The organism is Patescibacteria group bacterium (assembly GCA_041664365.1).
In the GTDB taxonomy this organism is placed as follows: Bacteria; Patescibacteriota; Patescibacteriia; order UM-FILTER-42-10; family UM-FILTER-42-10; genus JAHJEX01.
This window is the reverse complement of the sequence record JBAYKW010000006.1, coordinates 35944-56086: the sequence shown is the minus strand read 5'-3', so window position 1 is coordinate 56086 and position 20143 is coordinate 35944. Positions and strand designations below refer to the sequence as shown.

Genomic DNA, 20143 nt, shown 5'->3' with positions numbered 1-20143 from the left:
TAACATGGATATTAGAATACAATTACCAATTACGAATTGCCGATTACCATTTACCACCCAATCATACCAGATATTTGCTAACTTGTAACAAGACCTATAGAATAACACCATGATCAGAATAGTTTTAGACACGAACGTATTAATCACCGGGGTGCAGGACGAATCCAGCTACTCCTTCCGGATTATTGAAGCCTGCCGGCAAATGAAGCTTCAGGCGGTCTTTAACCGTTCCCTGCTGAAGGAAAACAGACAGAAATCAAGGGAATTGATCAGGGAAAAAGCCTATCTTGAGATACTGGAGGATTTCTACAGAAAATCAAAGCACATCCCGCACAAAACCAGGGTGAATGTAGTGAAATGGGACAAGGAAGATAATAAACTGATTGAAGCGGCGGTCGATGGAAAGGCCGGATTCATTGTGACGGAAGACAATGATCTTCTGTTCCTTGGCGAATACAAAAATATAAAAATGGTGAAGCCACAAGAATTTTGGCGTCACTTTCAAGCAGAAGATGACAATAACGGTGAGTGGAAGGATTGGGTCAAAGGGATTATGAATGGCGCCTGATATGCTTTGCCAGCTGGTACGTATTTTCCAGAAGCAAAGCGACCGTCATCGGACCCACCCCACCCGGCACCGGCGAAAGATAGCCGGCTTTTTTTATTACCGAAGGATGTACATCACCGACAACTTTTTTTCCTTTCCGATTGTATCCGACATCAATAATGATCACGCCTTTTTTAATGTGTTTTGCTCGGACAAAATGCGGTTTCCCCAAAGCACTAATTACAATGTCCGCATCCTTTGCTGATATAATCTTTCTTCCTGAAGTAACCTTAACCCCTTTTTCTTCCAGCATCTTTTTCAAAGGGCCGATGAAGATCGGGCTCTTCGCCAGAATATGTGCGTGTTTATTTTTCAGTGAAATATGAGTACTTACCAAAAGCACTACAATCCCATATGGCAGGCCGGGTTGTATAATGGATTTCCCTCTCAGAAATAATTTTACATTTTCCGCGTGAAACCCGTCCGCATCTTTCCTGACATCAATCGCCTGGATTACTTTGTTTTCATTCAACCGACCGGGCAGTGGTAACTGCACTAGAATTCCGTGAATTTTTTTATCCCGATTCAGTTCTTTTACTTTTTGAATAATGGCTGTCTGCGCAGTTTTGGCAGGAAACAGATATTTTTCAAAATAGATACCGACCTCGGCGGAAGCTTTTTCCTTTAGTCCGACATAAGTTTCCGACGCCGGGTCATTGCCGACCAAAATAGCAGCCAGTCCGGGCTGGATATTTGATTTTGCAATTTTTCTTTTCAGATTCCGGCGAATACTGACTGCCAGTTTCCGGCCGTTGATAATTTTTACCATATGCTTCAAATCCTAAGATCAAAATTCTAATTTCTAAATAAATCACAAATTACAATTTTTTATTTTACATACTCTAGAATTAAAGAGTATGTTGTTTTAATTATTGTAATTTGAATATTATTTCGTATTTAGGAATTGTAATTTCGAATTTACTTTTTAGATATAACTCAAACCTTCATACAAAGGATATTCATCCATCAGTTCCTTCACCTGTTTTTTTATTTCGTCCTTCACTGATGAATCGTTAGCATTTTTTATCACCTTAGCAATCAACTGTCCGATCATTTCCATGTCTTTTTCTTTGAGTCCGCGGGTAGTTAGTGCCGGAGTGCCCAGACGGATGCCGGACGGATCAGTTGGTTTGCGCAGATCGTGGGGAACGGTATTTTTGTTTACAAAGATCTCGGCTTCTCCCAGCGCCACTTCGGCTTCCTTGCCGGTGATACCCGTTTTAGTCAGGTCAACCAGCATCAAGTGGTTGTCCGTTCCGCCGGTCACCAGTTCCATACCTTCATCCATTAAAGATTTGGCCAAAGCTTTCGCATTCAACACAATCTGCTTCGCGTATTCCTTGAAATCCGGCTGCATCGCTTCTTTGAGCGCGACGGCAATCGCCGCTGTCGTATGGTTATGCGGTCCGCCCTGCAGACCAGGGATAATAGCCCGGTCAATCAGCGTCGGGATATTTTCCTTGGTCAGCTCCACCGGTTTGTTGGAATTGGAAACTGTGCCGTTGGATAGAATCATCGCTCCTCTCGGTCCACGCAAAGTTTTATGTGAAGTGGTCATGGTAACATCCGCGATTCTGGTCGGCGAAGGATGCTGTCCGCCGATGATCAGTCCGGCAATATGGGAAATGTCCGCCAGCAAAAACGCACCGACTTCGTCCGCAATCTCCCGGAATTTATCCCAGTCAATAATTCTGGGGTAGGCAGTGAAACCGGCAATCATCAGTTTAGGTTTATGCTCCTTGGCCAGACTGCGGATTTCATCAAAATCCAGATAGCCGTTCTGATCGGAAGTATAATTAACCGAGTTATAGATCGTGCCGGAAAAATTTACCTTCAAGCCGTGGGTCATGTGTCCGCCGAAGGAGAGTTTGGCGCCCAAGACAGTATCGCCCGGTTTCAACAATGCGTAATAAACCGCCAGGTTGGCCGGCGAACCGGAGTAGGGTTGTACATTGGCATGATCAACATTAAATAACTTTTTCGCCCGCTCAATCGCCAGGCTTTCTATTTCATCCACATATTTACAACCGCCATAGTATCTCTTATTGGGATACCCTTCCGAGTACTTATTAGTGCCGATACTGCCTAGAGCCCGCATCACTGCTTGGGAGACAAAATTCTCCGAAGCAATCAGCTCTATTCCGTTGCGTTGACGGTTGAGCTCTTTTTCCAGTGTTTCTGCGACTATTTTGTCTGTTTCCCTTAAATCATTTGTATTCATATTTTTCCTTTCACTTGAATAATATCTTAAAAATGCAATAAATAAAACCCGCGCGCAGATAAGGCGAAGGTTTATGGAAAATTGTTGAAAAATTAGATCATGTTTGTCTTACCAGGCTAGCACATCTATAAACATTATTCAAACACCCCTGGATCTCTTTATAAATCCAATGAAAAATGCTACAATAATTGCGAGTATAATCATTAATATTATAATATGAAACGTGGAACAAGGTTTTCTATAATTGCGGTCGTTTTTATAGCCAGTTTGGGTATTATTTTCAGCCAGCCCCAAACTTCTCTTGCCGCATTTACCGATACGCAAATGTTTACCCAAAAAGACATTTATATCGGTTCGGATCAGACAATTAATGACAATTTTGTCGGCTTTGGAGAAAACATTGAAATCAACGGTCCGGTTAACGGCGACATAATCGTAGCCGGGACTACTATCACTATTAATTCTGTAGTGCAGGGTGATGTGATTGCCGCGGGAAACACGATTAACATCAAAGGCGAAGTAATGGGGAATGTCCGAGTTGCCGGCAGCACAGTAAATCTAGACGCGGTAATCGGAAAAAACACCAATGTGCTTGCCCAGTCTTTTTCAACTTCTCCGACCAATTCAATCGGCTGGAGCCTGGTGTATGGCGCAGAAACTATGAATCTGAAAGGCACTGTAGGCGGACATGTGGACGGAGGAGCGAGCACCAGTTATATTGCCGCAAAAATCGGTGGCAATGCGAATATTTATACCAATGATGAAAATGGAAATATCACTTTGACCGAAAAAGCAAACATTGCCGGTAATCTTTCCTACTCAAGTATAAATAAGCCGAATGTTTCCGATCTGGCTGTAGTCGGCGGAGAAATAATTCAAAAAGAATCAATCATAGAACCGATCAATAAAAGTGACTTTTTTAAACTCGCGGGAATAACTGGGGCATTCTTTAAAATCACCAGCATCTTCGGTTTGTTCATCGTGGGTTTGATTATTATTTCAATGCTGAAAAAAGGCAGTGTAAGAGTAATAGACTATATGCAAACCGAGCCGTTGAAAAGTTTCGGCTGGGGGATAGTACTGGTTATTACAGTTCCGATTGCATGCTTTATACTGCTGTTTACTGTTATCGGGATACCGCTGTCCATAATCGTAATGGTCATCTATATGATTCTATTATACGTCAGTAAAATATTTGTCGGACTGTTTATCGGCCGTTGGGCGCTGCTGAATATTAAAGGTAAGAAGAAAAAAGACAAATCATTTTCTTTATTACTCGCCATGATTATCGGCGTTACATTTGTTTATGTAATCACTTCTATCCCGATAATCGGATGGTTCATCAATATACTGACAGCAATTTGGGCATTCGGGGCAATCATCGAAACCAAAAAGCAATACTTAGCAGAAAGCAATAAATAATCAGTAATATGACCGGGAATTTCTCGGCCATATTTTATCCGAAAAAATATGAATGTATCACCAACAATCTTCCGCCTGTATGATATCCGTGGCATCGCGGGAAAAGAATTTTCTAAAGATGCAATCGCAGAGTTTGAAAAATGGTACGGCCCTTTCCCGGGGATTAATATTACGCTGGAAGTAGCCGAAGCACTGGGCAAAGCTTACGGAACTTATATCCAAAGAAAATATAACGGCAAAAATATCGTGGTCGGGCAGGAACTGCGCCCGTTTTCCAACGAACTGACTCAAGGGTTCATTAACGGTATTCTTTCCACCGGGTGCGATGTTACCGATGTCGGCATCGCGCTGACTCCCCTGGTTTATTTTGCCAACGGTTTTTACGAATTTGACGGCGGGGTAAATGTTACAGGTAGTCACAACGTATATTTCTATAACGGTTTTAAAATGAACGGCAAGGGTGTATTGCCAATCTATGGTGATGAACTGCAGGTGGTCAGAGAAATGGTGGAAAAAGAGGACTTTATCCAGGCGGAAAAAGGTGTACTGAAAAAGAAAGAAGTATATCCGGATTACGAGGAATTCATGACAAAAAAACTGAACATTAAACGTAAACTGAAGGTTGTAATTGACTGCGGTAACGGCAGTGCCGGTCTTTTTGCCCCGCAGTTTTTCCGCAAACTCGGCTGCGAAGTTGTGGAACTATACACCACACCGGACGCGACCTTCCCGAATCATGTGCCGGATCCGGAAATGCCGAACAATATGGAGGAGCTGGGCAGAAAAGTCGTGGAAACGAAAGCGGATTGCGGGATCGGACTGGACGCGGACGGCGACCGGGTAGGATTCGTGGATGAAAACGGCGAATATGTTGATACCGATATGATGATTCTCCTGCTCGCGCGGGAAGCTTTGAAAACCGATCCGGGAAAGAAAATTTTGTATGATGTTAAGTGCACCAGGTTGATGGAAGAGCTGATTCCAAAATTCGGGGGAATACCACTGATGCATATTACCGGTCATGCGCCGATCAAAGACACGTTCCGGAAGGATCCCGATATCATCTTCGGCGGAGAAGTATCCGGACACATCTATTTTGTTAAAGAACTGTTCCGAAGTGAAGACGGTATGTATGCCGGTGCCAGAATTCTGGAACTGCTGGCGGAGTCGAATGAGCCATTTTCCGCATTGTTTAAAGACTTCCCGGTTACTGTCAGAACTACCGAGCTCAAACTGCCCTGCGCTGATGAAGTTAAATTCGATGTGATCAAAAAAGTGCAGGTGCATTTCTCCAAACAATATAAAACGATCACAATCGACGGCGTAAGAATGAGTTTTGATGATAAAAGCTGGGCGATCGTTCGCGCATCCAACACCAGCCCGTATCTTACTGTCCGTTTTGAAGCAGATACTAAGGAGCGGGTTATCGAAATGAAAAATGTTGTTGCCGATTTCCTGGAACAGTTCCCGGAGATTGAAGACAAATTAGACAGAAAAGAAGTAATGAGCCTGACCGGACGATTAGGTTGGGTATAAAGAAGGAAAAATATGATAGGAATCTTTGATTCAGGATTTGGTGGGCTGACAATCTATAAAAATATAGAGGGAACCCTGCCGCAATATGATTATATCTATCTCGGCGATAACGCCCGTACTCCGTACGGCAATCGCAGTCAGGAAGTAATCTATCAATATGCTAGAGAAGCTGTGGATTTTCTGTTTGCCCAAGGGTGTGATTTGATTATATTGGCCTGCAACACTACTTCTGCTGAAGCACTGCCAAAACTGCAGCAGGAATACTTACCGAAAAAATATCCGGACAAAAACGTCCTGGGTGTAATCAGGCCACTGGCTGAAGAGGCGGCAATTACAACCAAAAAAAAGATGGTAGCAGTTATGGGTACCCGCAGTACAGTAGAATCAAAATCTTATGTCAGGGAATTGCAGAATGAAGACCGTAAAATTAAAGTAGTCCAGCAAGCTTGCCCACTACTAGTGCCTCTAATTGAAGAAAACTGGGAAAAACGTCCGGAGACAAAAATGATTTTGAAAAAATATATCAGACCGTTGAAAAATTACCAGCCTGATACGGTTATCTTGGGCTGTACGCATTATGGCTGGCTGCAGAAGGATATTCAAAACTATTTCGGCAAAAGAGCTAAAGTTTTGGACAGTGGAAAAATTGTAGCCGAAAAACTGGCAATCTACCTACAAAAGCATCCGCAATTTGCAAAACCGTCTCAAACACAACCGCCAAAAAGAATTTTTTATACTACTGAAAACAGCGCCAGGTTTGAATCGGCAGCACAAAAATACTTAGGCAGAAAAATAAATGCAGAAACGATAGGACTGGGCTGATTCTGAAACTCAATATTAAAAGTAAAAACTGGAAACAAAAAGAGACGCTGATAAAGCGTCTCTTTGTATTTTAACTAGGCAATCCCCATCTTCTGTTTTGCTTCAAGTAAAGTTTTTTGAGCGATTTTTCGCGCCCTACTTGCACCGTCTGCCAATATCTTCTTCAGCTTTTTTTCGTCCGATAATAATTCTGCTCTTTTTTTCTGGAAAGGCGCAAACATCGCAACCGCCGCATTACCGAGTGTTTCTTTCAAATCTCTATAAGAAAGACTGCCGGTTTGATATTGTTTTTCAAATCCCGCTACAGTCTGCGCATCCGTCATCAGTTCCAGCAATTCAAAAAGGTTATAAACCCCGGGGCTTTTTTTGTTTTCGTGCATTGTTACTCCTGTATCTGTAACCGCACTCATAAACTTCTTACGCATCACGCTGGGACTATCAGAAAGCGCGATGTAATGTTTCTCACCTAAACTTTTGCTCATTTTTTTCTTGGGGTCCGACAAGGACATTACCCGTGACCCGCGCGACAGAATCACGCTCGGCTCAATAAATACCTTGCCGAATTTCCGGTTGAAATTTCGGGCAATCGTACGGGTTAATTCTACATGCTGAATCTGGTCTTCTCCAACCGGAACGCCTATCGCTTTGTACAGCAGAATATCCGCCGCCATCAGGATAGGATAGTTTAAAAGTCCCGCGCTTGCTGACTGCTGTTGTCCGGATTTTTCCTTGTACTGAGTCATACGGCGTAATTCAGAGACCGGCAGAATAGTATTAAAAAGCCACGCCAGTTCCACATGTTCCGGAACATCTGATTGCACAAAGATCATACTTTTCTTAGGATCGATTCCGGCAGCAATATAGTCTGCTGCCGCTTCTAAAATCCGCCTCTGGAGCTTATGCGGATCATAATCAACCGTAATGGCATGATAATCAACAATGCTAAAAATCCCAGTATATTCTTTTTGCAGTTCAACCCACTGCTTTATAGCACCAAAATAGTTACCTATATGGATTGCTCCCGAAGGTTGAATGCCACTAAAAATATATTTCTTTTCTTTCATATATTACAGTCTAACACATTTTTTTTAAAAAATCGACATATTCCAATTAAAAATAATATTTCCAATCTAATCTCATAATTAATTTTTTACCTCCACTGGTATTGACATTTGCATGGATATCTGATATATTGTTTGGTTAATATAGGGTAGAACCCCTATTTAACAATTAGGACTGCTCCTTCCTAAGGAGAGAGAAGTGCCAAAACTAAGGCACGGGCTGACCAGGTGGTTACTTGGGACGGCTGAACAAACTGTCCGATTTCTGCGAGCAATGCCATACAAGACCAGGCAGTTCCTGATCATGCTGGTTAAGCGCTATGGCTGGCAGGAGGTTTGCGGAACAATCACGGCAATGCTTGGCGCCTTGATTGCCCAGCAGTCCACATCGAATCCGATCACGACCGCCTACGCCGGCACTGCTGGCGAGAACGTCGGATTCTACGGATTCGCCTTCGTTCGGGAGATCCGTCTTCACCGCAAGGACGACATCTCGTTCTTGCGCATCATCTGGCGGACGATCCGGAACCTGGTCTTGGAATTCGGCCCCGCCGAGTTCTTCGACAGCTCGCTGATCCGGCCGGCCTGCATGCTCGGCGCGCAAAAACTCTTCGGCAATCCGCTTGTCGGAGTGTTCGTTGGGAAGATCATGGCAGACGTGGTCTTCTATGGTATTGCTGGGAAAAGCTACGAGCTTCGCAAGAAGCTGTTCGGGAAATAACCCAGTACGCAATAGTTCGTGGGCCTGGTAGAGACTTTATCTATCAGGCCACTTTTTATTTTTAAATGCTTATATAATAAAAACCCTCCGCTTTGCGGAGGATTTTTATTTCTAGATTCTCTCTTCTTAGAGAAGAATTAAATTTATTGATTAATCAACGACAGATTGATACCGCCACGGTACCCGGAATGCAGTGAGAAAAACTGGGACAGTGCATTGCCGTCTTTGTCGAATACGCGTACTTGCGGTCCCAGCCCTGATCCCGGACCAAAGCTTATTTCAGCAACTCCGTTACCGTCCAGATCACCGACAGCGGCAGAGAAAGATCCTTTACTGTCTGAAGGGTAGGCGAAGAATTGGGATAGCAGGTTGCCGTCTTTGTCGAATACTCTGGCTTGAGCGGAACCATTGGTGTCCGGCAGTAACACTATTTCCTTGTCACCATCACCATCAACATCACCGGTATAGGTTTTGGTACCGCCGACAAAGGTTGCGGCATAACCCATAAACTGGGCCAGAAGACCGCCGTCTTTGTTGAATACTTTAACATGTGCGACAGTGTCTTTAGTTGAAGTAATAATTTCAACCGTACCGTCACCATTCAGATCAGAAAGAGTAACGTGAATGCCATTACGATAACCTTCACCGTAAGTATTGAATTGAGTTACAACATTGCCGTCTTTGTCGAATACCCGAACTTGTCCGGAACCGGCTGTCGGATATGCGACAATCTCACCCTGTCCATCACCGTCCAGATCCATTGCCTCAACTTCTGCCCCCATGGTAAATTCTGAACCATAAGCATTGAAGCGGGCCAGCAGTTTACCGTCACGATCAAATACTTTTACATCAGCGGCCGCGTCTTTGGGAACAGTAATAATCTCTTTTTCACCGTTGCCATCCAAATCATATGCGGTTACGCTGACACCATTTCTGAATCCTGTTGGATATGCCATAAATTGGCTCAACACGTTTCCATTTTTATCGAACACACGCAACTGAGCGTCAAATCCTTCACCCGGAATCGTGATTATTTCCGGATTACCATCCCCGTCCAGATCAGCAACTTCAGTGGTTAAACCCATCCGCAGTGTAGAGGAATAAGCAAACCAGGTTGCGATCATGTTGCCGTCCTTATCGAAGACGCCAACCTGCGGACCGCCTTCTGACATTGGAGTGGCAACCAGGTTAAACGGACCGTTCTCAGCGGATGCAGAACCTACGGATTCACCCGTTGTAACCGCGTAGTTTGTAAAGTGATTTACCTGGACGACAATTACATTACCCTCCGTATCCAGGGAAACGCCGGTCGGCAATTTCCAGGAACCCGCAGTGTCATCGTAATACTTTGCGACTAATCCTTCTTCTTCAATCCCCAATTCCTCCAGAATATCCTGATCATATGGAATGGAAATAGTTACATTACTGTTGAATTCAGTTATCAGTTGCTGACTGCTATCAAGCGCCTCAAAGTCCCAGGCATAGAACGGAATCTTGGTGTCTGATGTCTGGAACACATTCACATTCGGCGTAGCAATTACTGTGACGTCTCCCTCAGTGGCCAGCGCATTTGCCGGAATAGAAAGGCTTGTGCCGTCCGGCAGATTAATAGTTTTCAGTGTTGTTGAATCAAAGACTACGGTCAATCCTTCCGGGATACTGAACGATGCTTCAGACAGAACAAAATCTTTGCTTAATTTTCCTTTTTCAGAAACAACTACCTGCATTTCATCCGATCGGAAAAATTTATCGGAATCATCAATTTTTGAATCACATCCGACATACCATGTTCCAATTGTCAGAGGTATGCTGGTCGTACCATCAAACACTTCGGCACCTGAAAATCCACCCTCATTCTGCCAGGCATGACACCAGCCGAAAGGCACTGCACCGCCATCATCACGCGTTACTAACCCTGACAGCGTGGCGTCTGCGTTACGAAATTCTAATGATATTTTTTTAGCATCACCGGACTTCAGTTTTATGGCTTCATTTTCCGGAGGCATATAGGAATTGTCTCCGCTTTTCATACCTGCTCCGCATTCATATTCGCCGGAGATCAGCGGAATATGCGCTATTCCATTTCTTACATCACCACCCGCTTCAATTACTTTACCGCCCTCGAAATCCCCTCGTACTTTATCTTTCATGGAAAATTGATTAGAACACCAAACAAATCCAAAATCAATTTTTTTGCCGTTCGGATCGAGCAGTGTCACATCAACAGACGAATTAGCACGGAACGCGGTAAGGATTTTTGGTACTCGCCCGCCTACTGAAACCGTAAATGGAGAATAATCCGGATGAGTCTGAACAAATTGGTCGTTCATCTGGAACCAATATCCAACAACATATTTATATCCTCCGCGTACTTTCAGGCTATAACTGCCGTCTTTCGTATTCACTCTGGCAAAGGCACCGGGATTACTGTTCGGACCCATCTTATCCGCAACGTTGGCATATATATCAGCCTCAACACCGGTTATCACTTTGCCGTCCTGATCTTTCAGGAATCCGTAAATTTCGGCATCCGGTACAATCAACGTAAGCGTTACTTCTTTTGATCCGTTTTTTGGAACGGCAATTTCCACTTCTTTATCAAGCAAATATCCGCCCTGGTCCGGTGGCATGTTTGCACCGACAATGAATGTACTACCGCCGATCAGTTTAATACTTGCTGTACCCCGATCAAGATTACCGCCAAATTCTGAACCCTTTTCATATCCTGAACCTTTGACTCTGGCATAAGCCCAGCCATAGGCATTGCCGGAAATTGCCTTGCCGTCTTTATCAACTGTTTTTACTGTCAATGTAGCATCCGCCATCTGGACTAAATGATTTACTCCAGTGATTGTTTGATTAGCATTTAATTCATACAAGCTCATCGGACCGCTTGTGCGGATGGGAATATATAAGGAATCACCCCAGGTTTGTGCCTCACATTGCCATTTCCCCGGCGATAACCAGAGAGAATAAGTTCCGTCTGTACCGGATTGTGCTTCGCCCCACCCGGAACCGTTATTCTGCCAACAACCGATTCGGATACCCTCGACACCCGTTCCATCCTGCAATGATACCTTACCGGTAATTTGGGAAGTTTTCTCTTGCATTACCAGATTACCAAGATTAACAGTTTCTCCATTTCCAACTGATATATCTCTTTCAGGAAGATAGAATCTAGCCATGCTCGGATCCTGATTATTAGGAAATACCTGTAACTTGTAAGACCCGTCTTTGACATTGGCAGTAAAACAACCGGATTGACCGTCGATACCGGCACCGTTTCCCTGTCCCTCACCGGACCGGATGTCCACCCAGCCTCCTTGAAGTTTATTGCCATCAGGAGTTTTTACGCATCCTTTAATAACCGCGTTTGTTTTTTGCACTGAAAAATTAACTGTTTGTGCTTCAGTACTATTATTGTCTGCGAATGATATCTGTTGTTTTTGCTGATTATTATATACCCAGTCTGTTTCTACTGGTCCATTTGGTCCATACTGCTTGTCTATCATCAGCTCCCAAGTTCCACCGCCGATTGTCATAGTATATTGACCACTAGCATTTACATCCGCCTGGGAACTTGCCCCATTATTATTCCAGGCTCTGACACTTGCTGTTGTCACCGCTCCGCCGGTGTCATAACTAACCGTTCCCGTAATTGTTTTTGATGCGACAGCCAATGTAATAGTTCCGACGTTTTCCGCTGAACCAGAATAAGTTTTTTGAATGGCATTTGGAGCAATATATCCTTGAGTACCGTTCGGCAGCCATATTTCAATAAAATATGCACCGCCTGCTGTCATACCCGTGGAAGGAATTGCAAAATTTCCGTCCGGGTCAGCGCCGGAGCTATTGTTAACCGAAAAGTTATCATTGCGTACATTGACACCGACTCCGTTAATCGGAGTTCCACTCGGAGTCAGCACCTTGCCGTAAAATGATACGGCTCCCAAAATAAAATTAGGTGAAGTCGCTTCCGGCCACATTTCTCCCGGTGGCAACTGCGGTGACTGAATTTGTATTTTACCGAAGAATAAACCGCCACCGTATAAAGGATTCTTTACACCTGTAATAGAGAAATTAATTGTCCCGGCGGACAGAGAATCATCGGCGAAAAAATAAATATAATTTTGAGAACTATCAGGAATAACACTTCCAGCTAAGCCTGAGATTGCGGCATTTGATAAATCAACTCCGCAGGCTTGCCAATCTACTTCGGGTGGACATCCCCCGCTGGTATTAAAACTTATTCCTAATGGCACACCCGTCCCGCTGGTCCAAAGCGGTATCTCCGCTACTGCCGTATTTAAAGTAAGACTGATGTTGTAGGTGGTAGTTGCTCCCAATGCCGTCGATTCGGGAGTAACAGTGAATGAAGTGACACGCGTATCTATAGGGGGATCTTGATAGTCTTCCGCAGCAGCAATATTCGCTCCGGAAAGAAGTAATGCAACCGCAAAAAAACTGATACCACCAAACTTGGCGAGTTTTTTGAGACTTTTCATGTACTTATTTATTAATTATTTAATTCGTATTTAATAAAATAAAAAAGCTGCTATGTAGCAGCAGCTTATTCCTTATAACAAAAAACTTGAATCAATTTGTTATTTTTTGTGTTTGCCTCCTTAAACATTAGGTTAAATTAATGTTTACCTAGCAATTATACACTATAAATCGTCAGTTGTCAACTTCACACTAATTACACCTCAATCACCACCGGCAAAACCATCGGTCTCCTTTGTGTTTTGCTGAATAGGAACTGACCGATATCATCCCTGATTTTGTTTTTTATGTAAGCATCGTTGGCCGATGAATTCGGATGTTTGTCATTCAGCAAATTCTTCACTTTTTCCCGGGTATCTGAGATTAGTTTTTTATTCTCCTTCATATATACAAACCCGCGGGAGATAATATCCGGATTGCCGATCAGATTGCCGGTCTTTGCATCGATTGTGGCTATTACAACCAGCATACCGTCATCAGACATCATCCGACGATCACGTAGAACCACGTTGGAAACATCACCCACGCCCAACCCGTCCACAAACACATAATCAGATGGAACTTTTTTTGAGGTCAGTCGTCCGGTTGTCTTGGTAAATTCCATGATTTGTCCGTTATCGGCGACGAATATTTTCTTCGGATCAAAACCGACAGACATTGCTACTTTAGCATGGACTTTCAAGAATGAATGATTGCCTTCAATCGGAACAAAATATTTTGGATTGATCAGTTTAATAATCAATTTAAGGTCTTCCTGCTTCGCGTGTCCGCCCGCATGAATGTCCATCATTTTATAGTTGATTACTTCCGCGCCTTCGCGGTACAGAGTATCAACCAGTCTCTGAACAGATCTTTCATTACCCGGTACGACGGAAGATGAAAATACAACCGTGTCTTCCGGCTCAATTCTGATCACCTTATGTTCGCGGTTGGCGATACGCATCAGTACTGCCCTACCCTCACCCTGAGCACCAGTGCAAAGTACCAGAATCCTGCGACTTGGATAGTTTTGTAATTCACTCATTGGCAGTAAAGTGCCTTTGTTGATTTTTAAGTACCCAAGCTTTTGAGCAATTTCAATATTTGTTTTCATACTGTATCCGTCAATCACAACTTTGCGGTTGTATTTTTCCGCCAACTGGATAATTTGCTGAACCCTCATTAACAGGGAGGCGAATGTTCCGACAATAATTCTGCCCTGAGCCATTCGGATAATATCTTCCAGATTCCCCTGGATTTCAGTTTCAGTGAACTGATGACCGGGCTGGGTTGCGTTGGTACTGTCACACAATAGAGCCAGCACATTTTTTTCACCTAGTCTGGCAATCTTGGCAATATCCGGTTCCACGTCACCGACCGGCTGAAGATCCAGTTTAAAGTCTCCCGTATGCACGATCGGACCAACCGGAGTATGAACAATTACGCCAAATGACCCCGGGATATTATGACTGACGCCGAAGAATTCAATTTTAAACCGGCCGATAGTTAAAATATCCTTATTGCTGACCGGATTCAGATTCAATTTTCCGCTTTGTTTGAAATCGTCCTGTCTTTTGGCAATAATACCGAGTGTTAACGGACTGCCATAAATCGGCGGATTTCCGATTTTATTCATGATATGTGGAATAGCGCCGATATGATCATAGTGACCATGAGTGATAATTACCCCCTTAATATTTTTTTCTTTACCCTTAAGGTAAGAAATATTCGGGATAATATAATCAATCCCCGGCATATCTTCCTCGGGGAATTGCAGACCCATATCAATGATAATAATGTCCTTGCCGTATTCCAGAATCGTCATATTGCGACCCACTTCTTCATTTCCACCCATGACAATAACTTTCAGTACCGGCTCGCCTCTTTTATTCATTTCTTCTTTTTTATCCTGCTTTATCTCGGCGGTATCTGCGCGATAAACTCTGATCCGGTTATTTTGTTTTGAACGATGTTTTGTGTTTTTTGGATTCATAAATTGATAATGATTTAATTCAAATAATATAGCTTTCAAATAATTTTCTGGTGGGGATGGGGAGAGTCGAACTCCCACGAGCTTGCCCGTACAATTTTTGCGTCAAAGAAAGATTTGATATGTGTTCTTAGAAATTGGACGGGCTTGCGCCCACAGCGACCCCCGCCTGCCGCGCCCGACGTGCCAGAGGCACTCTGGCGGGCGGGCCTTGCCATAGTGAATAATAGAATTTTGGTGCCGAAGGGGAGAGTCGAACTCCCACAGGCTTGCGCCCACAGCGACCTGAACGCTGCGTGTATACCAGTTTCACCACTTCGGCATGTTTTTTATGTACTTTAACTTTGAAAAGATATATCTTACCAATAAATCTGGCAAGATGGCGGGTCCGTCCATCCCGCATATGCGTGATGGACGGGCGGGCAGGTGAACGCTGCGTGTATGCCAGTTTCACCACATCCCCTAATTTTTAAAAACCGTACACTAAAAATGTTAGTCTAATAATCACGTACAACTGGATTGCCATGAACCCTTTAGCGGTTTATGGCAGTTTCACCACATCCCCTGATTTTAATTTGTCACAATACTAAGACTCCTTTCCCCATCTACGGTTGGTTTTGATAAACCAATTTAAAATACCGGAGAAACGGTCTGAGGGGACGGAAATATATTGACCCTCCAATCCTTTGACTTTTTCATCCAAACCGTATGTATAAACCGGATTGTATAAAAAGATCGCGGGGATCTCGTCTGCTAGAATGTTTTGGAAATGCAAATATTTCAGTCGACGTTGTTCTTCATCATTCGTTTTTCTGGCCTCTTCCAACAGCTGATCAATATCTTTATTATAGAACACTGCAAGATTCAGGCCCGGGTCCCTGCTCTGCGAAGAATGCCAAAAAGGATACGGATCCGGATCAGTTCCGACTATTTCTCCGAATAACAGCGCCTCATATGCGCGTGGCTTAATCACTCTTTTCTGAATATCTTTGGTTGAATATTCCTTTACCTCTAAACGTACCCCAATACTTTCCCATGCTTGTTTAATTATCGTAAGTGTCGCCAGATATTCCGATGAATTAATAGTAGAAATCGCGAACGCCAGTTCCGCGCCGTCCTTAACGCGGACCGTAGGCGCCGGCTCACCGTCAACAGCATCCGGGTACTTCCAGCCATCTTCCTCCAAAATCCGCCTAGCTTCATCCAGGTTAAACTCATACTTTCTAATCTCAGGATTATAACCGACATAACCCGGCAATATTGGACCATTGATTATCTCGCCTTCCCCGTTTAACGCATTCTGTAGGATTGATTGCTTATCAACAGCATAGGCCAGCGCTTCTCTCACGGTTTTGGTCTTCAGCAGTTCATTCTTCTGGTTGAAAAACACCGCGGCATACTGGGGTAAACGTAGGGAATGATATTCTATATTTCCATTTCTTTTTTGTAGTTCTTCCTTATATTCATTGGCGACAAAGCTCACGCCATCAACATTCTTATTCTTTGCCGCGTCCATTGCCGATATAGGATCCGGATAAAACTTAAAAGTAATCTGATCCAAATACGGTTTATTATCATAAAAACTTTCAAATTTCTTTAGTTCGTATGATTTAATATTTCCGTTTTTGTCTTTTGTATAATTATTGAATTGAAACGGCCCGGAACCGATTGGTTTCAAATTATATTCAGCCAGATACGCTGATTCCGGCGATATTTCGGCCCAAATATGTTCCGGTAAAATACCAAAAGTTAAACTGGATAAAAACGGAGTGAAAGGTTCCTGCAAAACAAATTTGACTGTATAATCATCAATCCTCTGCAATCCCACACCGCTGAAATTCAGATATAACGGGCTTCGATAGCTCGTATCCTGGATACTTTCAAAGGTAAACAATACGTCATCAGCGTTCAGGTCTTGACCGTCATGGAATTTCAGATCCTTGCGCAAATACACCGTGTATTCTTTCTGGTCCTCGGATATTTCGTACTTTTCCGCAAGATCGTTTACTAATTTCAAATCTGAATCAATTTTCAATAAACCGGAAAAAACTAATCTGGCGATATCCATATCCGTGTCGTTGGTTTGAGACAGTATCGGATTGATATACTTTGGCGATCCGACCAATGCTTCCGTATACTTTCCGCCGGATTGAGGAACAACATGGGTTACGGTCTGATAAACCCTGACCAAAACAAACAGGAACGAAATAATGAAAACAGTCAGCGCAATCTGTACAATGGTAGATTCTTTTTTGGTAAAATAGCGCGGTAGATATTTGAATTGGCGGTAGGTCGGAATTTTTTTATCGTTCAGCGAAGTTACCAGTTTTTTCTCCATCAGTTTATGCTTTTTTATCCATTTGTCTTTATCTGAAGAACCGTCGTTATTTTTTTTGCTTTTTTTAATAACTGAAAACATGTTTGAAAATTTATTCCTACCTTCAGGATTTTTTTCAACTGATGGATTTTCTTCCGCTGTATTGTTATCTTTTCCCACTCTGAATAAGTCCTTGTGGATACCTAAGAATAAGTAATTCTTCCGACAGGAAGATATAAATTAAATGATGAAATTACTCAGTGCCAGCCCGATAAATAACACAGCCAGCACGATAGTAATAATATGTAAGTTTTTTTCAAAGCCGCGCTTGGTTGAATATGTGTTTCCATCTCCGCCGAAAACACCACCGAGGCCGGCCCCTTTATTTTGAAGTAAAATCGCGATTATCAGCATAACCGCCACTACTAACTGAACAATATTTAGGATGTTTTGCATTTCTTTCGCAAAAAAAATAAAGAATTAATCTTGTCCTATGTTTAATTACCGGAAAGCGATTGGTTTCTAGTCTAACATATGGGGCGCTATTTGTAAAGGTATGGCATATCCTTTATTTATAGTAGATTTTTTAACTCAATATGATATAGTAGGTTAACCAATATGGAAAACCCTATCCTCAAAGATTTAAATAATAAACAGCTGGAAGCAGTAAAACAGACCGATGGCCCTGTTTTAATTTTGGCGGGAGCCGGTTCCGGTAAAACCCGCACGCTGGTCCACCGGATTGCTTACTTAATAGACGTACTCCAAGTACAGCCGTCATCAGTCCTCGCAGTTACCTTCACCAACAAAGCAGCTACTGAAATGCGTCAGCGGGTGGAACAGCTTTTGCATACAAAATTCAGTCCCTCCCAGCTTTTCAATGACAGGCAGCCCTGGGTCGGAACTTTCCATTCCTTCTGCGTCAGAATACTGAGAAAAGAAATCGGAGCGCTGGGTTACAACAACAATTTTATTATTTATGACCAATATGATCAGAATTCGGTAATGAAAGAAGTGTTTGAAGTTCTCCATATTGATCCGAAACAATATTCACCGCGCACTATTTTAAGCATGATCTGTCATCAGGGGAAAGATAATATGCTGACACCTGCGGAATTCCAGTCCAGAGCCAAGGAACATCTGGAAAAGATCGCCGCGGATGCCTATATTGAATATCAAAGACAGCTAAAAAACCTGAATGCCCTGGATTTTGACGACTTGATCATGCTGACTGTCAAACTTTTCCAAAAATTCCCGGAGGTGCTGGAAAAATACCAGCAGCGTTTTCAATATATTATGGTGGATGAATACCAGGACACCAATCATGCTCAGTATGTTCTCGCCAATCTACTGGCTAAGCAGTCCCGTAACCTCTGCGTAGTCGGTGATGACTGGCAGGGTATTTATTCCTTCCGCGGAGCCGATATTCAGAACATTCTGGATTTTGAAAAAGACTATCCTGATGCAAAAGTAATCCACCTGGAACAGAATTACCGCTCCACTAAGACGATTGTTGATGCCAGCAACTACGTAATTGCCAAAAACGCGTCACGTACAGACAAAAAACTCTGGACCGATGAGGTGGAAGGCAACAAAATAGTGGTGAAGCAGGTAACAGATGAAAGTGACGAAGGTGATTTCATTATCAAAGAAATATTCGGCCTGAATCCCGAAGAAGAAAATGAAAGCGATAGCGATGAAATAGTCTATGAATCAGAAGAATCCCAAGGAATGGGAATTTTAGATACAATAATGCGCGTAGAGGGAATTAAAAGAAGCATGCGCATCGGATCCCCGTCCGTCAGAAATGAGATCCAGCAGAAAATCCGGGGAAATACAGTTGATTTATCAAAATTTGTCGTCCTGTACCGAACCAACGCACAGTCCCGGGCACTGGAAGAATCGCTTTTGGATTACGGGGTGCCCTACCAGATTGTCGGCGGCGTACGGTTTTATGAACGTAAAGAAATTAAAGATGTGCTGGCATATTTAAGGATACTTTTAGAGCCGAAAGACTCCATCAGCTTGAAAAGAATCATCAACGAACCAACCCGCGGAATCGGCGCAAAGACGCTGTCTGTTTTATGCGGGTACGCCGCCGAGAAAAATATTGACTGCCTGCAGGCAACCATGGAAGCGCAATCAATCCCGGACCTGTCCAAACGCGCGGCACTGGCGCTCGAGAATTTTGGCGGAATGGTTGAAGATATCAAGTTCAAAGCAAATAGTCTGACACCTGGGGAAATTATCGATCTGATCCTTTTAAAAACCGGCTACAAAAAATTTACGCAGGACGGTACATCAGAGGGGGAAACCCGCTGGGAAAATATTATGGAGTTGAAATCCGTGGCAAAAAAGTTTGATAACCTTCTAGGATTGGATGGAATCCATCAATATTTGGAAGAAGTGTCTTTAGTTAACGGCATTGACCTTCTGGACAGCACTAAGCCGGGTGTAACGCTGATGACCGCCCACAACGCTAAGGGTTTGGAATTCGACGTTGTTTTTCTGGCCGGCATGGAAGAAGGTCTCTTCCCCCATACTAACAGCCTGTTTGAGCCCGGTGAAATAGAAGAAGAGCGACGGCTGTGCTATGTTGGGATCACGCGCGCCAGAAAAAGGGTATACATCACGCATACTGAACAAAGAACAATCTGGGGCAGTACCAGAATGTCCGTCCCTTCCCGTTTTATCACCGAAATACCCAATAAATATATACAAGGGTAAGATCGGACAAACATTGCAGGCCGGGCATTAATGAAATAAAGGTATCGGGCAATGGTTACTTTTTTACAGACTTTTCTTTAATTATCCTCGCAAGCTGCCGAACTGAACTCCCCGAAACTTTCATACGGGGTGTTTTCTTTTTCTGACGGCGGATTGCTTTCAGTTCTTCACTTTCTTCCTCTATATTTATTTTCTTTGGCATTCTATTTATCTTGAGCGGGGTGTGGACTAATCAGT

At 43.3% G+C, this 20143-nt stretch carries 14 protein-coding genes and 2 tRNA genes; 6 read left to right on the top strand and 10 right to left on the bottom strand.

Annotated features, from left to right (window positions below):
- Positions 1-109 precede the first annotated feature (109 nt).
- Positions 110-568, top strand: coding sequence for a putative toxin-antitoxin system toxin component, PIN family (locus WCW66_04610; protein ID MFA6392000.1), 459 nt, complete (start codon positions 110-112; stop codon positions 566-568).
- On the opposite strand, the gene WCW66_04605 is transcribed toward WCW66_04610, so the two are convergent.
- Both WCW66_04605 and glyA read right to left on the bottom strand, forming a co-directional pair.
- On the bottom strand, positions 552-1376 hold the full coding sequence (locus tag WCW66_04605) for a bifunctional 5,10-methylenetetrahydrofolate dehydrogenase/5,10-methenyltetrahydrofolate cyclohydrolase (GenBank protein ID MFA6391999.1): 825 nt from the start codon (positions 1374-1376) through the stop codon (positions 552-554). The two genes, WCW66_04610 and WCW66_04605, sit on opposite strands and share 17 nt — an antisense overlap.
- A 156-nt stretch (positions 1377-1532) precedes the next feature.
- Entirely contained in the window at positions 1533-2828 is a 1296-nt protein-coding gene (gene glyA, locus WCW66_04600; protein MFA6391998.1) for a serine hydroxymethyltransferase, read from the bottom strand.
- Positions 2829-3044: 216 nt separating this feature from the next.
- Between glyA and WCW66_04595 the strand changes: the two genes are divergently transcribed.
- The 3 genes from WCW66_04595 to murI are packed head-to-tail and all read left to right on the top strand — an operon-like array spanning position 3045 to position 6608.
- Positions 3045-4250: a polymer-forming cytoskeletal protein gene (locus WCW66_04595; protein MFA6391997.1), complete on the top strand. Its 1206-nt coding sequence runs from the start codon at positions 3045-3047 to the stop codon at positions 4248-4250.
- A gap of 48 nt (positions 4251-4298) precedes the next feature.
- Positions 4299-5786: a phosphomannomutase/phosphoglucomutase gene (locus tag WCW66_04590; GenBank protein ID MFA6391996.1), complete on the top strand. Its 1488-nt coding sequence runs from the start codon at positions 4299-4301 to the stop codon at positions 5784-5786.
- 12 nt (positions 5787-5798) lie between these two features.
- A complete protein-coding gene (gene murI, locus WCW66_04585) occupies positions 5799-6608 on the top strand; it encodes a glutamate racemase (protein MFA6391995.1) in 810 nt (269 codons plus the stop codon).
- A gap of 74 nt (positions 6609-6682) precedes the next feature.
- On the opposite strand, the gene trpS is transcribed toward murI, so the two are convergent.
- On the bottom strand, positions 6683-7672 hold the full coding sequence (gene trpS, locus WCW66_04580) for a tryptophan--tRNA ligase (GenBank protein MFA6391994.1): 990 nt from the start codon (positions 7670-7672) through the stop codon (positions 6683-6685).
- A 271-nt stretch (positions 7673-7943) separates the two neighbouring features.
- Here trpS and WCW66_04575 point away from each other — a divergent pair, with 271 nt between their 5' ends.
- The gene (locus tag WCW66_04575) at positions 7944-8390 is read left to right on the top strand and encodes a hypothetical protein (GenBank protein MFA6391993.1); all 447 of its coding nucleotides are present in this window, start codon (positions 7944-7946) and stop codon (positions 8388-8390) included.
- A gap of 143 nt (positions 8391-8533) precedes the next feature.
- Here the strand turns inward: WCW66_04575 and WCW66_04570 are convergent, their stop codons facing one another.
- The 6 genes from WCW66_04570 to secG all read right to left on the bottom strand — a co-directional run bounded on the left by WCW66_04570 (position 8534) and on the right by secG (position 17635).
- Positions 8534-12895: an FG-GAP-like repeat-containing protein gene (locus tag WCW66_04570; protein ID MFA6391992.1), complete on the bottom strand. Its 4362-nt coding sequence runs from the start codon at positions 12893-12895 to the stop codon at positions 8534-8536.
- Between the two features lie 194 nt (positions 12896-13089).
- The gene (locus WCW66_04565) at positions 13090-14865 is read right to left on the bottom strand and encodes a ribonuclease J (GenBank protein ID MFA6391991.1); all 1776 of its coding nucleotides are present in this window, start codon (positions 14863-14865) and stop codon (positions 13090-13092) included.
- A 48-nt stretch (positions 14866-14913) separates the two neighbouring features.
- Positions 14914-15028, bottom strand: a tRNA-OTHER gene (locus WCW66_04560).
- A 69-nt stretch (positions 15029-15097) separates the two neighbouring features.
- Positions 15098-15184: transfer RNA gene (locus WCW66_04555), tRNA-Leu, on the bottom strand.
- Positions 15185-15448: 264 nt separating this feature from the next.
- A complete protein-coding gene (locus tag WCW66_04550; protein MFA6391990.1) occupies positions 15449-17359 on the bottom strand; it encodes an ABC transporter substrate-binding protein in 1911 nt (636 codons plus the stop codon).
- Positions 17360-17419: 60 nt separating this feature from the next.
- Positions 17420-17635 (bottom strand): preprotein translocase subunit SecG, encoded by a 216-nt coding sequence (gene secG / locus WCW66_04545; GenBank protein MFA6391989.1) that lies wholly within the window; start codon positions 17633-17635, stop codon positions 17420-17422.
- Positions 17636-17797: 162 nt separating this feature from the next.
- Between secG and WCW66_04540 the strand changes: the two genes are divergently transcribed.
- Positions 17798-19906, top strand: coding sequence for a UvrD-helicase domain-containing protein (locus tag WCW66_04540; GenBank protein MFA6391988.1), 2109 nt, complete (start codon positions 17798-17800; stop codon positions 19904-19906).
- Between the two features lie 55 nt (positions 19907-19961).
- Here the strand turns inward: WCW66_04540 and WCW66_04535 are convergent, their stop codons facing one another.
- A complete protein-coding gene (locus tag WCW66_04535; GenBank protein MFA6391987.1) occupies positions 19962-20108 on the bottom strand; it encodes a hypothetical protein in 147 nt (48 codons plus the stop codon).
- Positions 20109-20143: the final 35 nt, after the last annotated feature.